Origin of the sequence: Sphingobium sp. JAI105 (genome assembly GCF_015752145.1) — a bacterium.
In the GTDB taxonomy this organism is placed as follows: domain Bacteria; phylum Pseudomonadota; class Alphaproteobacteria; order Sphingomonadales; family Sphingomonadaceae; genus Sphingobium; species Sphingobium xenophagum.
In genome coordinates this window covers 982,484-997,303 of record NZ_JADOUC010000001.1, presented here as the reverse complement: position 1 = coordinate 997,303, position 14,820 = coordinate 982,484, and the positions used below count along the sequence as shown (strand labels likewise).

10 protein-coding genes are annotated in these 14,820 nt (G+C 64.9%); 5 read left to right on the top strand and 5 right to left on the bottom strand.

Features of this window, described 5'->3' with window-relative positions; all coding sequences use genetic code 11:
- Positions 1 to 39 precede the first annotated feature (39 nt).
- Positions 40 to 1,356, top strand: coding sequence for an adenylosuccinate lyase (purB, locus tag IWY39_RS04625; RefSeq protein WP_107126129.1), 1,317 nt, complete (start codon positions 40 to 42; stop codon positions 1,354 to 1,356).
- 92 nt (positions 1,357 to 1,448) lie between these two features.
- On the opposite strand, the gene IWY39_RS04620 is transcribed toward purB, so the two are convergent.
- Positions 1,449 to 2,540: a LacI family DNA-binding transcriptional regulator gene (locus IWY39_RS04620; RefSeq protein WP_145169697.1), complete on the bottom strand. Its 1,092-nt coding sequence runs from the start codon at positions 2,538 to 2,540 to the stop codon at positions 1,449 to 1,451.
- A 513-nt stretch (positions 2,541 to 3,053) separates the two neighbouring features.
- Between IWY39_RS04620 and IWY39_RS04615 the strand changes: the two genes are divergently transcribed.
- The 3 genes from IWY39_RS04615 to IWY39_RS04605 are packed head-to-tail and all read left to right on the top strand — an operon-like array spanning position 3,054 to position 7,225.
- Positions 3,054 to 4,340 carry an MFS transporter gene (locus tag IWY39_RS04615; RefSeq protein ID WP_107125037.1) on the top strand — a complete coding sequence of 429 codons (1,287 nt, stop codon included), beginning with the start codon at positions 3,054 to 3,056 and terminating at the stop codon, positions 4,338 to 4,340.
- A gap of 3 nt (positions 4,341 to 4,343) precedes the next feature.
- On the top strand, positions 4,344 to 5,759 hold the full coding sequence (uxaC, locus tag IWY39_RS04610; RefSeq protein WP_107125038.1) for a glucuronate isomerase: 1,416 nt from the start codon (positions 4,344 to 4,346) through the stop codon (positions 5,757 to 5,759).
- Complete coding sequence (locus IWY39_RS04605; RefSeq protein WP_107125039.1) at positions 5,756 to 7,225, top strand: mannitol dehydrogenase family protein; 1,470 nt, start codon at positions 5,756 to 5,758, stop codon at positions 7,223 to 7,225. Before uxaC ends, IWY39_RS04605 begins: the two co-directional genes overlap by 4 nt.
- A gap of 6 nt (positions 7,226 to 7,231) precedes the next feature.
- On the opposite strand, the gene IWY39_RS04600 is transcribed toward IWY39_RS04605, so the two are convergent.
- Positions 7,232 to 7,711, bottom strand: a complete 480-nt coding sequence (locus IWY39_RS04600) for an Lrp/AsnC family transcriptional regulator (RefSeq protein ID WP_107125040.1) — start codon at positions 7,709 to 7,711, stop codon at positions 7,232 to 7,234.
- Positions 7,712 to 7,809: 98 nt separating this feature from the next.
- On the opposite strand from IWY39_RS04600, the gene putA reads away from it, so the two are divergent.
- Complete coding sequence (gene putA / locus IWY39_RS04595; RefSeq protein ID WP_107125147.1) at positions 7,810 to 11,409, top strand: trifunctional transcriptional regulator/proline dehydrogenase/L-glutamate gamma-semialdehyde dehydrogenase; 3,600 nt, start codon at positions 7,810 to 7,812, stop codon at positions 11,407 to 11,409.
- 31 nt (positions 11,410 to 11,440) lie between these two features.
- Here putA and IWY39_RS04590 read toward each other — a convergent pair whose 3' ends face one another.
- The 3 genes from IWY39_RS04590 to IWY39_RS04580 form a co-directional block, all read right to left on the bottom strand.
- Positions 11,441 to 13,111, bottom strand: coding sequence for an MFS transporter (locus tag IWY39_RS04590; protein ID WP_107125041.1), 1,671 nt, complete (start codon positions 13,109 to 13,111; stop codon positions 11,441 to 11,443).
- A gap of 180 nt (positions 13,112 to 13,291) precedes the next feature.
- On the bottom strand, positions 13,292 to 14,314 hold the full coding sequence (locus IWY39_RS04585) for a hypothetical protein (RefSeq protein ID WP_107125148.1): 1,023 nt from the start codon (positions 14,312 to 14,314) through the stop codon (positions 13,292 to 13,294).
- 91 nt (positions 14,315 to 14,405) lie between these two features.
- A complete protein-coding gene (locus tag IWY39_RS04580; protein ID WP_107125042.1) occupies positions 14,406 to 14,819 on the bottom strand; it encodes a GFA family protein in 414 nt (137 codons plus the stop codon).
- Position 14,820 lies beyond the last annotated feature (1 nt).

Sequence of the window (14,820 nt, the reverse complement as noted above, 5' to 3'; positions counted from 1 at the left end):
GGCGCGCGGCACCTTTCCCTTCCTATGCAGGATTCGCCCATGGTCCCTCGCTACGCCCGCCCCGCAATGACCGCTCTCTGGGAACCGGAAGCCCGCTTCAAAATCTGGTTCGAGATTGAAGCGCACGCGACCGAGAAGCTAGGCGAACTGGGCGTCGTGCCGCCCTCGGCGGCCAAGGCGCTGTGGGACTGGTGGGCGACCAACCCGGTGATCGACGTCGCGGCGATCGACGCGATCGAGGCGGTGACCAAGCATGACGTGATCGCCTTTCTGACCTGGGTTGCCGAACAGGTGGGCGATGAAGCCCGCTTCATGCATCAGGGCATGACCAGCTCCGACGTGCTCGACACCTGCCTGGCGGTGCAACTGGCGCGCGCGTCCGACATTCTCATCGAGGATCTCGACAAGCTGCTCGACGTGATCAAGCGCCGGGCGTTTGAGCATAAGCTGACCCCGACCATTGGCCGCAGCCATGGCATCCATGCCGAGCCGGTGACCTTTGGCCTGAAAATGGCGGAAGCCTATGCCGAATTCACCCGCTGCAAGGCGCGCCTGATCGCCGCGCGCGCCGAAGTCGCCACCTGCGCCATTTCCGGCGCGGTCGGCACCTTCGCCAATATCGACCCCGCTGTTGAAGAGCATGTTGCGCAGAAGCTGGGCCTTTCCGTCGAGCCGGTCTCGACCCAGGTGATCCCGCGTGATCGCCACGCCATGTTCTTCGCGACGCTGGGCGTCATCGCCAGTTCGATCGAGCGCCTGGCTGTCGAGGTTCGCCATCTCCAGCGCACCGAAGTGCTGGAGGCGGAGGAATATTTCTCGCCCGGCCAGAAGGGTTCGTCGGCCATGCCGCACAAGCGCAATCCGGTGCTGACTGAAAATCTGACTGGCCTGGCCCGCGTCGTGCGCGCCGCCGTCGTGCCCGCGCTGGAAAATGTCGCGCTGTGGCACGAACGCGACATCAGCCATTCGTCGGTCGAGCGTTTCTTCGGTCCCGACGCGACCATCACGCTCGACTTCGCGCTGGGTCGCCTGACAGGCGTGATCGACAAGCTGCTGGTCTATCCTGAGCGGATGATGAAGAATCTCGACAAGATGGGCGGGCTTGTCCATTCGCAGCGCGTGCTGCTGGCCCTCACCCAGGCGGGCGTCAGCCGCGAGGACAGCTATCGCTATGTCCAGCGCAACGCGATGAAGGTCTGGGAATCAGACGGCCAACTCTCGCTGCTCGAACTGCTCAAGGCCGACGCTGACGTCACCGCCGCGCTGCCGGTTGCCGAGATTGAGGACAAGTTCAACCTCGATTATCATTTCAAGCAGGTCGACACCATTTTCCGCCGGGTGTTCGGCGAAGCATAACAATCGAACAGTCGTTTGTTTCGCGCGAAGTCGAGAAACACAAGGCGCCGTGCCGGATATTTCTCGACTTCGCCCTAAACGAACCGATGTTGCTACCGCCCGACTACTCTTGGCCGCACCCGCGGCGGAGCGTCCGATTGGCGCCGGATCAACTGATGATCCAGCACGAGATGCGCGGGCATGTCTTCATCCTGCGCGCGCCGCGCGCGTAGCATCTTGACCAGCAACTCCACCGCCGCGCGCGACATCGCGCTGATGGGCTGGCGGATCGTCGTCAGTTCGGGCCAGATCGTGGTTGCCAGCGAGGTGTCGTCAAAGCCGCATACGGTCAGGTCGCCCGGCACGTCCAGCCCGCCCCGATGGGCGATCGCCACGGTTGCGGCCGCCATATCGTCATTGCTGGCAAAGATGGCCGTCGGCGCATTGGGCAGCGCCAATATATGTTCGGCGGCGTCCAGCCCGGATCGGTAAGTGAAATAGCCCTGGGCGATATAATCATTCTGGACGGCGATGCCTGCTTCGTCCAGCGCATCGACATAGCCTTCCAGCCGCCGGATGCTGGCGCTCTGATTGGGATGGCCCTTGATGAAGCCGATGCGGCTGTGACCCAGCGAGACGAGGTGGCGGGTCATTTCATGGGCGGCCTGCCGATCGTCGATCCGCACAGCCGCCAGTTCGCCATCCGATCGCCCGGTGGCGACGGCGACGGCGGGAATATTGGCCGCGACCAGGGCATGCGCCATGTCCTGAAGGTCGCAGAGCGGGGGCGGCAGGATCACCCCATCGATTCGCCCGCGCAGCAGATGGTCGATCACCGCCTTGATGGAGGTTTGCTCATCCCATTTCTCGACCACCAGATGCACGCCGCTACCGCTCGCCTGCTCCAGGCTGCCGACCAGAAATTCGCTCAGATAAGATGAGGACGGATTGCTGTAGAGCAGGCCGATCCGCATCTCCTCGCCACCGGCCAGGCTGCGCGCCGCTGCGCTCGGCGCGTAATTCAGGGCGGCAATCGCTACGTCCACCTTGGCGCGCGTTGCCGGGCGGACGGCCTTTTCCCCGTTGATGACGCGTGAGACCGTCATCGGCGACACCCCGGCCTCACGGGCCACGTCATTGATCGTTGGCGCATTGCGCTGTCGGCGGGATGCTCTGCTGTCACTCAACGGATTGGGCCTTGTCATGCTAAATGTTTTACGGCGAGGTTCGTAGCGCAATCTGGCGTTCATCGCGAAGCGCAAAATGACACGCCACAATAGACATGAATTGGCCCAGCATCAGGCGCTATCGCGCGCGAGTTGTTCATGCTGCGCTGCACGATTGACAAGCCTGCTGCACTTGTTCCAATGGTACCGCTATCATTTATTCATCACCACGCGGCGGCATCACTCGGATCGCACCGCCGGAAGCGTCGCAGCAGGACCGTTCCATGGCAAAGAACATTAGGGCCAAGCATTTCGTCACCTGTGACCGCCGCGATGGCGGTGCCGTCATGGCGAACAGGTGATAGCGACGCTGAACAGAGTTTTCCTCTCCTGCCGGGGGAGGGAAAGCGCGCCATTGGCGCGGAAGGGTGGGGGCGGTCTGCACGCCGGCCCTCACCCTTCCCATGGCCGGTCGAGCGGGCGTGACGCTCAAACATAATCGGTACCCCCGCCTTCGTCGGAAGGACGAATGATTTTCCCTGGAGCGTCTGCATGACCGACATCCCAAAGCCATCGGGTAAAATACGCTGGATCGTTTGTGCCCTGCTGTTCGCGGCGGTCGTGCTCTCCTATATCGATCGGCTCGTCCTGCCGACGCTCAAGCCGGATCTTCAGCAACGTTATGGCTGGACGGAGCGTGGCTATGCCGACCTCGCCATCTGGTTTCAGGCCGGTTACGGCATCGCCTATGTTCTTTTCGGCCGACTGATCGACAGGATCGGCGCGCGCGCGGGCTATGCGGTGGCGGTGACGCTGTGGACGATCGGCCATGTCGCCCATATCTTTTTCACCTCAACCGCGGGCATGCTGATCGCCCGCATCCCGCTCGCGCTGGGCGAAGCGGGTACCTTCCCCGCCGCGATCGCCGCAACCAATGAATGGTTCCCCAAAAAGGAACGGGCGCTCGCCATCGGCATCTTCAATGCCGGGTCCAACGTCGGCGCGATCCTGACCCCGTTGATCGTGCCTGTCATCGCCGTCACCATGGGCTGGCGCTGGGCCTTCATCCTCACCGGCCTGCTGAGCGTGGTCTGGCTGGCCGCCTGGCTCGGTTTCTACCGCCGCCCGCGCGAGAAAAAGAGCCTGAGTGCGCAGGAACTGGCCTGGATCGAAACCGACCCTGTCGAAGAACAACGCCCCGTCAAATGGACCGCGCTGTTTCGACTGCGCCAGACATGGGCCTATATGCTGGGCCGCTTCCTGATTGACCCGGTCTGGTGGACCTTCCTCTTCTGGTTGCCGGACTTCTTCAACAAGCAATATGGCGTCAAGATGCTGGATTTCGGCCCGCCGCTGGTCGCGGTCTATCTGCTGGCCGATGTCGGGTCGGTGGCTGGCGGCTGGGCATCCTCGCGCTTCATGGGGCGCGGCTGGAGCGTTAACCGCGCGCGCAAGAGCGCGATGTTTCTGGCGGCCCTGTGTGCCGTGCCGATCGCCTTTGCGACCCACGCGCCCAACATGTGGGTGGCGGTCGGCCTGATCGGGCTGGCCTGCGCCGGGCATCAGGGCTTTTCCGCCAATCTCTACGCATTGCCGGGTGATGTGTTTCCGCGCTGGATGGCCGGATCAGTCATCGGCCTCGGCGGGCTGGCGGGCGCGATCGGCGGCATGATGATGGCGAAATTTGCTGGGACCATCCTGGAAAATATCGGCAGCTACGGACCGATCTTTGCCGTCGCATCCTGTGCCTATCTCGTCGCGCTATGCGCCATCCACCTTGTCATTCCGCGTTATCAGGTCGTCACCACCGCTGGCATAGGCCGCGTCGAAGGAGCATGATTCTTGCCTAAGCCTCTCATTCTGCATCCCGATCGTCTGTTCCCGGCCGAACCGCGCACCCGCGACATCGCCCGCGCGCTGTATGCCAGCGTCAGGGATCTGCCCATCGTCTCGCCCCACGGCCACACCGACCCGCGCTGGTTCGCCTATGACGAGCCCTTCGCCAACCCGGCGGAGTTGCTGATCGTCCCTGACCATTATGTGGTCCGCATGCTGTTCAGCCAGGGCGTCAGGCTGGACGAACTGGGCGTTCCCACCGTCGATGGCAGCGCAACCGCCAGCGATCCGCGCGCCATCTGGCGCATCTTTGCCGCCAACTATCATCTCTTCCGCGGCACGCCATCGCGCATGTGGCTCGACTGGGTCTTTGCCGAGGCGTTCGGCATCGACGTCCGGCTGGAGGCGGAGACGGCCGATCATTATTACGACCTGATCGACGCCGCGCTCAAAACCCCGCAATTCCGCCCGCGGGCGCTGTTCGATCGCTATAATATCGAAGTCATCGCCACAACCGAAGGCCCGCTCGACCCGCTCGACCACCACCGCGCGATCCGCGCCAGTGGTTGGGGCGGCAAGGTCGTCACCGCCTATCGTCCCGATCCGGTGCTCGACCCCGACGATCCCAAGTTCATCGCCAATGTCCAGCGCTTCTGCGCCATGACGGGCGAGGATGCGGGCAGCTATGCCGGCTATCTGCGCGCCCATGAAAAGCGCCGCGCGGATTTTCGCGCTGCGGGCGCGACCTCGACCGACCATGGCCATCCGTGCGCCTTTACCGCCAACCTGCCCCGCGCGGAGATTGAGGCGCTCTACGCCAGGGTCACCACCGGTCCGGTCAGCGCGGCGGCGGCGGAACTGTTCCGCGGCCATATGCTCACCGAAATGGCGCGCATGTCGATTGAGGACGGCATGGTGATGCAGTTGCACCCCGGCGTACACCGCAACCATAATGCCGCCGTGCTGGCGCGCTTTGGCAAGGACAAGGGCGCCGACATCCCGACCGCAGGGGAATTTGTCACCGCGTTGAAGCCCTTGCTCGACCTTTATGGCACCGACCCGCGCCTGACCCTCATTCTCTTCACCCTCGACGAAGATGTCTATTCGCGTGAACTGGCGCCGCTGGCCGGCCATTATCCCGCGCTCAAACTTGGCCCGCCATGGTGGTTCCATGACAGCCCGGAAGGGATGCGCCGTTTTCGCGAGCGCGCGACGGAAACCGCCGGTTTCTACAACACGGTCGGCTTCAACGATGATACCCGCGCCTTCCTGTCGATCCCGGCGCGCCATGACGTCGCCCGCCGCATGGATTGCGGCTGGCTGGCGCAACTGGTGGTCGAACATCGCATGGAGGAGGATGAAGCGTTCGATGTCGCCCGCGCCCTGGCCTATGACCTCGTCAAGCAGGCCTACAAGCTGTGACCCGCCTGTCGAGTCAGATGCTCGCGGTACTTCCCGCCGACGTCATTCGCCCAAATTATGACCGTAGCCAGGTCAAGCCGGGAGTCGTCCATCTGGGCATCGGCGCGTTTCACCGCGCACATCAGGCGGTGCTGTTTGACGACGCCCTGAACGCAGGCGACCTGCGCTGGGGCATCACCGCCGCCTCTCTGCGTTCGCCTGCCGTGCGCAACCAGATGGTGCCGCAGGACGGCCATTATACTATGCTGGTGCGCGATGGCGGATCGGAACAGGCGCGCATCGTCGGTGCGGTGCAGGACGTCATCGTCGCGCCCAGGGCGCCGCAGGCGCTCATCGCCGCCATGGCAGCGCCCGACACCCATATCGTTACGCTCACCATCACGGAAAAAGGCTATAAGCTTGACCCTGCCACCGGCGCGCTGATCGAGGATGACGCGCAACTTGCCGCCGACCTCCTGTCGCTGGAACAGCCGCAGACTGCGCCCGGCTATATCGTCGCGGCGCTGGCGCGGCGCAAAGCGGCGGGACTGCCTCCCTTCACCGCGATCAGTTGCGACAATCTTCCCCATAACGGCACCCGCCTGCGCAATGCAGTACTGGCGCTCGCCCGTCGTCACGATGCCGCTCTGGCGGAATGGATCGCGGCGGAAGGCGCTTTCCCCGAAACCATGGTCGATCGCATCGTTCCTGCGACCACGCCCGACGACATAGCCGCCCTGACCATGCGTCTGGGCGTTGAGGATCAGGCCATGGTCAAGACCGAACCGTTCATCCAATGGGTGATCGAGGATGATTTTTGCGGCCCGCGCCCTGACTTTGGCGCAGGCGTTCAGATCACCGCCGCCGTCGCCCCATGGGAGGAAGCCAAGCTCCGCCTGCTCAACGGCGCGCACAGCGGCATCGCCTATCTGGGTGGCCTTGCCGCGATCGACTATGTCCATGACGTCCTAGCCCTGCCCGAAGCCCGCATCTTCGTCGAAACGCTATGGGACGAGGCGGAAACGACCCTTTCCCCCCCGGCCGAACTCGACGTGGCGGCCTATCGCCGCGAGTTGATGGCCCGGTTCGACAATCCTATGCTGCGTCACCGTACGCACCAGATCGCGATGGACGGATCGCAGAAACTGCCCCAGCGCCTGCTTGCCACCATCGCCGCGCGGATCGAGACAGGGCAGGGGATCGACGCCCTGTCGCTGGCGGTCGCCGCCTGGATTCGCTGGCAGGTGGGCCATGACGATCTGGGCAATCTGCATGTCGTGGACGATCCGCTGGCCGTGCCGATCGCCGCCATGCTGGGCGCGACAGCGACGACGCAGGATCGGGTCGCCGCCATCCTCGCCTTTGACGCGGTCGTGCCGCCTGCTCTGGGCGCAAATCCGCTGTTCCGCGATATACTGGTCCGCTGGCTGACCATTTTGGAAACCTATGGCGCGCGCGCCGCGCTGGAGACTTTTCGCCCCAATTGACGCTGCCTATTTCCGCCTGCCCCCGGCCTCCAGCACCGTTTCCATCGCCACGAAGGTCGATGTGCTGGCGACATGGGGCAGGCTGGAAATCTTTTCTCCCAGCACGGTGCGATAGCGGCGGATGTCCGCCGTCCGCACCTTGAGCAGATAGTCGAAGCTGCTGGCGATCATATGGCATTCCTCGACTTCGGGAATGCGCCGCACCGCGTCGTTGAACTCGGTCAGCGCGCTTTCGCGCGTGTCGGACAGCTTGACCTCGGCAAAGGCGACATGGTCGATCCCCAGCTTGGCCGGATCGACCATCGCCCGGAACCCCCGGATCACGCCGCTTTCCTGCAATCGTCGCAGCCGTACCTGGCAGGGGGTCTTGGACAGCCCGACCGCCATGGCAAGGTCGGTCACGGTCATCCGCCCATCCTCCACCAGCGCGGCGATGATCCGGCGATCGAAATCATCCAGATCGACTATTTGTGGCGGTTTACCCATTCACATTGCCTGACATGATTCAATCATAGGTCATATCGATCATGAATGCGCCATTGAAAAGGCGGATTGACCTGATGAAATGCGATATTCTGCACGCCATGACCGCTCAGCCACCTTTCGCCGCCTTTGCCCCTGCCATCCGCGCGCAATCTCCGCTGCGGCAGGCGATTACCGCGGCCTATCGCCGGGACGAGGCAGAGGCGCTTGCGCCGCTGATCGCCGCTGCAACCCTTCCCGATGCGACCCGCGCTGCCGCCCGCGAAACCGCCCGCACGCTCGTCACCGCGCTGCGCGCCAATCACAAGGGCAGCGGGGTCGAAGGGCTGGTGCAGGAATATGCGCTCTCCAGTCAGGAAGGGGTCGCGCTGATGTGCCTGGCCGAAGCCCTGCTGCGTATTCCCGATGCGGCGACGCGCGACGCGCTGATCCGCGACAAGATCGCCGATGGCGACTGGGGATCGCATCTGGGCACCGACAGGTCGCTGTTCGTCAACGCCGCCACCTGGGGTCTGGTGGTCACTGGCAAGCTGGTCGGCAGCGTCGATGATCGCGGGCTGGGCGCGGCGCTGGCCCGCCTGCTCAACCGCGCGGGCGAGCCGGTGATCCGGCGCGGCGTGGATCTTGCCATGCGGATGATGGGGGAACAGTTCGTCACGGGCGAAACCATCAAGGAAGCGCTCAAACGCGCCAAGATCATGGAGGCCAAGGGGTTCGCCTACAGCTACGACATGCTGGGCGAAGCGGCGACCACCGCGGCCGATGCCGCACGCTATTATGCCGATTATGAACGGGCGATCCACGCCATTGGCAAGGCGTCGGGCGGACGCGGCATCTATGCCGGGCCGGGCATCTCGATCAAGCTGTCCGCCCTCCATCCCCGCTATGCCCGCGCGCAGGCGGACCGGGTCATGGCCGAATTGCTGCCGCGCGTGCAGCAACTCGCCGCGATCGCGAAGGGCTATAATATCGGCTTCAACATCGACGCGGAGGAGGCCGACCGGCTGGAGCTTTCGCTCGACCTGCTCGAAAGCCTGGCGCTTCATCCCGCGCTCACCGACTGGAACGGCCTTGGCTTTGTCGTGCAGGGCTATGGCAAGCGCTGCCCGTTCGTCATCGACTGGATCGTCGACCTCGCACGCCGCGCCGACCGCCGGATCATGGTGCGGCTGGTGAAGGGCGCCTATTGGGACGCGGAAATCAAGCGTGCGCAGGTCGATGGCCTAGCCGACTTTCCGGTCTACACCCGCAAGCTGCATACCGACATCGCCTATATCGCCTGCGCCCGCAAACTGCTCGCCGCGCCCGATGCGGTGTTCCCGCAATTCGCCACCCATAATGCCCAGACGCTCGCCACCATCTACCAGATGGCAGGCCCGGATTTCAGCATCGGCAGCTATGAATTTCAGTGCCTCCACGGCATGGGCGAACCGCTCTACGAACAGGTGGTCGGGCCGACCAGGTTGAACCGCCCCTGCCGCATCTATGCGCCGGTCGGCACGCATGAGACATTGCTCGCCTATCTCGTCCGCCGCCTGCTGGAAAATGGCGCGAACAGCAGCTTCGTCAATCGCATCGCCGACCCCGCCGTCTCGGTCGAGGAGATGATCGCCGACCCGGTCGACATGGTCAAAGCCATGCCAAGACCCGGCGCGCATCATGATCTCATCGCGCTTCCCGCTGCCATCTATCCCGACCGCCGCAACGCGGATGGCCTGGACCTTAGCGACGAAACCACACTGGCCAGCCTGACCGAGGCGCTCCAGCACAGCGCTACGCTCGACTGGAGCGCCGCGCCCGCTGGCGGAGCAGGGGTGGCGCGCCCGGTCCGCAACCCCGCCGACCATCGCGACATCGTCGGCGCCGTCATCGACGCCACGGCGCAGGAGGCCCAGGCCGCCGCCATCCGTGCCGCCGCGTCCGCATGGCCCACCACGCCCGTCGCCGATCGCGCCGCCGCGCTGGAACGGGCGGCGGACGCCATGCAGGAACGGATGCCCATCCTGCTCGGCCTCATCGTGCGCGAAGCGGGCAAGTCCATCCCCAACGCCATCGCCGAAGTGCGCGAGGCGATCGACTTTCTGCGCTATTACGCGCAGCAGGCCCGCGCCCGCCTTGGCGCGGAACAGACGCCGCTGGGCGTCGTCACCTGCATCAGCCCGTGGAATTTCCCGCTGGCCATCTTCACCGGCCAGGTCGCCGCCGCGCTGGTCGCTGGCAACGCCGTGCTGGCCAAGCCTGCCGAGGAAACGCCGCTGATCGCCGCCGAAGCCGTGCGCCTGCTCCATGAAGCGGGCGTGCCGACCGACGCGCTTCATCTGGTCCCCGGCGACGGCAGCATCGGCGCCGCTCTGGTCGGCGCGCCGCAGACCGCCGCCGTCATGTTCACCGGCTCCACCGATGTCGCCCGCCTGATCCAGCGCCAGCTCGCCACCCGTCTGTCGCCCACCGGCCATCCCATACCGCTGATCGCCGAAACCGGCGGCCAGAATGCGATGATCGTGGACAGCAGCGCGCTGGCCGAACAGGTGGTGGCCGACGTCATTGCATCCGCCTTCGACAGTGCGGGCCAGCGCTGCTCGGCCCTGCGCGTCCTGTGCCTGCAAGAGGAAGTGGCCGACCGCACCCTCACCATGTTGAAGGGCGCGCTGGCCGAATTGCGCATTGGCCGCACCGACGCGCTGCGGGTGGACATAGGCCCGGTCATCACCGCGGAAGCCCGCAACGGCATCACATCGCATATCGACGCCATGCGCGCGCTGGGCCGCAAGGTCGAGCAACAAGCGCTCCCGCCCGAAGCCACGCACGGCACCTTCGTCGCGCCGACCATCATCGAAATCGACAGCCTGGCCGATCTCGATCGGGAGATTTTCGGTCCCGTCCTCCACGTCCTGCGGTTCAGGCGCGACCGGATCGATGCGCTGGTCGATGCGATCAACGCCACCGGCTATGGCCTGACATTCGGCCTGCATACGCGGCTGGACGAAACCATCGCGCGGGTCACGAGCCGCGTGAAGGTCGGCAACATCTATGTGAACCGCAACGTCATCGGTGCGATCGTCGGGGTTCAGCCGTTTGGCGGATGCGGCCTGTCGGGCACCGGGCCAAAAGCGGGCGGCCCGCTCTATCTTGGCCGCCTCGTCACCACGCCCCCGGTCAGCGCCACGCGGGTTACGCCGCTCATCTCCCCGCTCAACAGCTTTGCTGACTGGCTCGACGCGCAAGGGGAGGGCGAGGCCGCCACCCAGGTCCGCCGCATTGGCGACAGGTCCGCGCTGGGGCTGGAACTGACGCTGCCCGGCCCTGTGGGGGAACGCAATCTCTACAGCCTCCACCCGCGCGGCACGATGCTGCTGCGCCCCACGACCCGCGCGGGCCTGTTCCGGCAGATGGCCGCGATCCTCGCTACCGGCAATGATGCGCTGGTGCAGGGCATGGCGCTGCCCCCCGGCCTGCCAGCCGATGTCGCCGCGCGCTTCGCCAAACCCGCCGACACGCCCGTCGCCGCCGTGCTGGTCGACGGTGAGCCGGACATAGTCTCCGCCATGGTGCAGGCCGTCGCCGACTGGCCGGGCCGCATCGTCCCGGTCCATGCGCCGGGGCCGGATGGCTATTGCCTCGACTGGCTGATGGAGGAAGTGTCGACCTCCATCAACACGACGGCCGCGGGTGGCAATGCAAGCCTGATGATGATCGGCTGAGCAGGCCGATCACCATGTCGGCTTCACTGTCTCACTCGTCGATATTGCGCCGGAAGGTTTCGGGCAGGAACAGCAAGCCGACGACGACGGTGGCCGCCGCGATCAGCACCGGATACCAGAGGCCATAATAGATATTGCCCGTCGCCGCGACCATCGCGAAGGCGGTCGTGGGCAGGAACCCGCCGAACCAGCCATTGCCGATATGATAGGGCAGCGACATCGACGTATAGCGGATGCGGCTGGGGAACAGTTCGACCAGCATCGCGGCGATCGGCCCATAAACCATCGTCACCAGCATCGCCAGCGCCCACAAAATCGCGACCACCGCTACCTTGTCGATCCGTGCATTGTCCGCCTTTTCGGGATAGCCGGCCTGCGCCAGCCCGGCTTTTAGCGCATCCTGAAATGCCGCGATTGCCGCCGTCTTGTCGGGTCCGGCCAGGGTCGCCGCGTCGGGCGCGGTGAAGCTGACGCTGCCCACCTTCACCACGGCGGGACTGCCCGCTGCCGCTTCGACATTGGCGTAGCTCACCCCGCTCTTGGCCATATAGGCTTTGGCAACGTCGCAGCTTGTCTGGTCAAACCGGTTCTTGCCGACCGGATCGAACTGGAATGAACATTCGCCACCATGGGCGACGATCGTCACGGGGGCGGACGCCTGCGCCGCCGCCAGTGCCGGATTAGCAGCAGTGGTCAGCGCAGCGAACAGCGGAAAATAGCTGATCGCCGCCAGCGCGCAGCCACCCAGGATGATCGGCTTGCGCCCGATCTTGTCACTGAGCCAGCCGAAAAAGATGAAGAAGGGCGTCGCCAGCGCCAGCGCGATCGCGATCAAGATGTTCGCCGTCGCCCCATCCATCCGCATCGTCTTTTCCAGAAAGAAGAGCGCATAAAATTGCCCGGTGTACCAGACCACCGCCTGACCCATCACCGCGCCCAGCAGCGCGATGATCACCCAGCGCAGATTGCCCCATTGCCCGAACGCCTCGGTCAGCGGCGCCTTCGACGTCGTGCCTTCGTCCTTCATCTTTTGAAAGACCGGGCTTTCGTTGAGTTGCAGCCGTATCCACATCGACACGCCCAGCAGCAGGATGGAAATGAGGAAGGGCAGCCTCCAGCCCCAGGCGGCAAAGGCGTCCTCGCCCAGCGCGAAGCGAAAGCCGATCACGACCAGCAGTGCGGCGAACAGGCCGAAGGTCGCCGTCGTCTGAATCCAGCTGGTATAGAGGCCGCGCTTATTTTCCGGCGCATGTTCGGCCACATAGGTCGCCGCCCCGCCATATTCGCCGCCCAGCGCCAGCCCCTGCGCCAACCGCATGACGAGCAGGATGATCGGCGCGGCCATGCCGATGCTCGCATAGCTTGGCAGCAGGCCGACCGCGAAGGTCGACAGGCCCATAATGCCCATCGTCACCAGAAATGTATTCTTGCGCCCGACCATGTCGCCGATCCGCCCGAACACGATAGCCCCGAACGGTCGCACCGCAAAGCCCGCCGCGAAGGCCGCGAGCGCGAAGATGAAGCCGGTCGTTTCGTTCACGCCGGAGAAGAATTGCGCCGAAATATAGGTGGCCAGCAGCCCGTAGAGATAGAAATCATACCATTCGAACACCGTCCCCAGCGAGGAAGCGGCGATGACCAGCTTCTCATTCTGGGTTGCGCCATGATGCTTGGGCAGGCCGCCCTCAATGTCGGTCACCATGACCCATTTCTCCCCAATGTTACCGTTATCATTCCTGCATGGCAGCAGTCGGGATGAAAATCCAGTGGCCAGATGCCATTGTCAGGCGCGCTTCGGAATGATCGTGCCATCAATAGCCGCATGATGGCGCGGTACGCATGGTCGATGCCGCAATCCGCTACGGACGGTTGCTGTGGCGCGTCAGTGCCGCACCATTGTGACCGCGCCATTGGCGGCATAGGCGGCGGTCGCCTCTGCCTGCGCCGTCTGGGGGTCTTTGCCGTCAAGGATCGCGGCGATCTGGCGGGGGCTGGGGACGCGGTCATAGACGCCATAAAGGTCGGTCTGCCCGACCATATGGATCGACAGCTTATATCCCTTGCCCGCCGCCGTCGGATCGAAGGCCAGCACCGTGCCGCTGTCATCCACCGGCACGATGATCGCGCCGTCGCTGCGCCCGGCCTGCTGAAGCATGTCATAGCTGCCATCGGCCGTGGTCACCGATCCGCGCACGCACAGGATGTCCTTGCCATCGCGCGGAATGCGGACCTCCTGCGGGATCGTGGCTGGCGTCGCTGCATCCTTGGTCAACTGCGCGTCGCGCATGTCGGCGGCGGGGCAGGCGTCGAAGCGCGCTGGCCCGGTCCTGTGCAACGCAGCGGGATCGTCCAGCGCCAGTCCGGCCAGCATGCCGTCCAGCCCGGCCAGCACATCGGCGCGGCGTTCCGTCGGCCCGGTCACGCGGATTTTGACGATCCAGCGCCCGGCATGGACAAAGCCCGCCGCCGTCGTCAATTCGCCATCGGCGGCATCGTCATAGACGGCGCGGATCGCGCTGTCCGCCTTGCCTGCCACTGGCGCGCTGGCATAGGCGGTGCGGCGCGTGCGCGATCCGAACCGCTCCATGATCGCCTTGTCGGTCATGTAGGCGGCCAGGGATGCGTCGGCATAGGTCGGCAGATAGACGTACAGCGTCGCCTGGATCGCGCCGTCGTCGGACAGGAATTGCGCATAATTGTCGACCGCGCGCCCGCCATTGGACGCCTCGCCGCTCTTCGTCAGCGACAGGCCGCCGATCGTCTGCGGCAGGCTGATCCCCGCTGTCGTCGCACGGATCGCGGTTTCGGTGGGCGTCCATGCTTCCGCGTCATCCGCTGCGCGCGCCAGCGAGGGCACGGCCAGGCAGAGGGCGGCTGAAACCATGATGAGGGCGCGCTTGGGCATCGGCATCCTTCTCCAGATCCAGACCGTCTTGGCGCGGCCTTGAATGTGAAGGAAAGGCTACAGGCAAAGCGCGTGCGCGCAAGAGTCTAAATCAGGCGACAGGCGGGATTTGTGCCGGATAATGGGGCAGGTCGGGATCATGATGGGCCCAGGCAGGGGCTGCATCGGTCCAGATAATGGCCTGCGGACCCAACAGTGCCGGATCGTCCAGCGCGCCGGCGCGGATGAAGGTCAGGTGCGAACGCGATTCGGCCAGGCTGAACAACGGCGTGCCGCAGGTCGGGCAGAAGCCGCGCTTCATCGCATTGCCGCTGTCGGCGACACTGTCATGCCAGCGCACCTCGCCGGTGGTGACGACATGCTCGCTGGGGAAGCAGATATTCACCGTGCCGGACCCGCCGCCCAGATATTGGCACAGGCGGCACCAGCATTGCCGCGCCGCCATCGGTTCCGCGTCGATCCTGATGCGGACGGCACCGCACAGGCACCCGCCTTCATGCGCCATG

Coding starts and splice junctions, on each gene's coding strand:
- purB (WP_107126129.1), top strand. CDS start 40: ATGGTCCCTCGCTACGCCCGCCCCGCAATGACCGCTCTCTGGGAACCG.
- IWY39_RS04620 (WP_145169697.1), bottom strand. CDS start 2,540: ATGACAAGGCCCAATCCGTTGAGTGACAGCAGAGCATCCCGCCGACAG.
- IWY39_RS04615 (WP_107125037.1), top strand. CDS start 3,054: ATGACCGACATCCCAAAGCCATCGGGTAAAATACGCTGGATCGTTTGT.
- IWY39_RS04600 (WP_107125040.1), bottom strand. CDS start 7,711: ATGGGTAAACCGCCACAAATAGTCGATCTGGATGATTTCGATCGCCGG.
- putA (WP_107125147.1), top strand. CDS start 7,810: ATGACCGCTCAGCCACCTTTCGCCGCCTTTGCCCCTGCCATCCGCGCG.
- IWY39_RS04590 (WP_107125041.1), bottom strand. CDS start 13,111: ATGGTGACCGACATTGAGGGCGGCCTGCCCAAGCATCATGGCGCAACC.
- IWY39_RS04585 (WP_107125148.1), bottom strand. CDS start 14,314: ATGCCCAAGCGCGCCCTCATCATGGTTTCAGCCGCCCTCTGCCTGGCC.
- IWY39_RS04580 (WP_107125042.1), bottom strand. CDS start 14,819: ATGGCGCATGAAGGCGGGTGCCTGTGCGGTGCCGTCCGCATCAGGATC.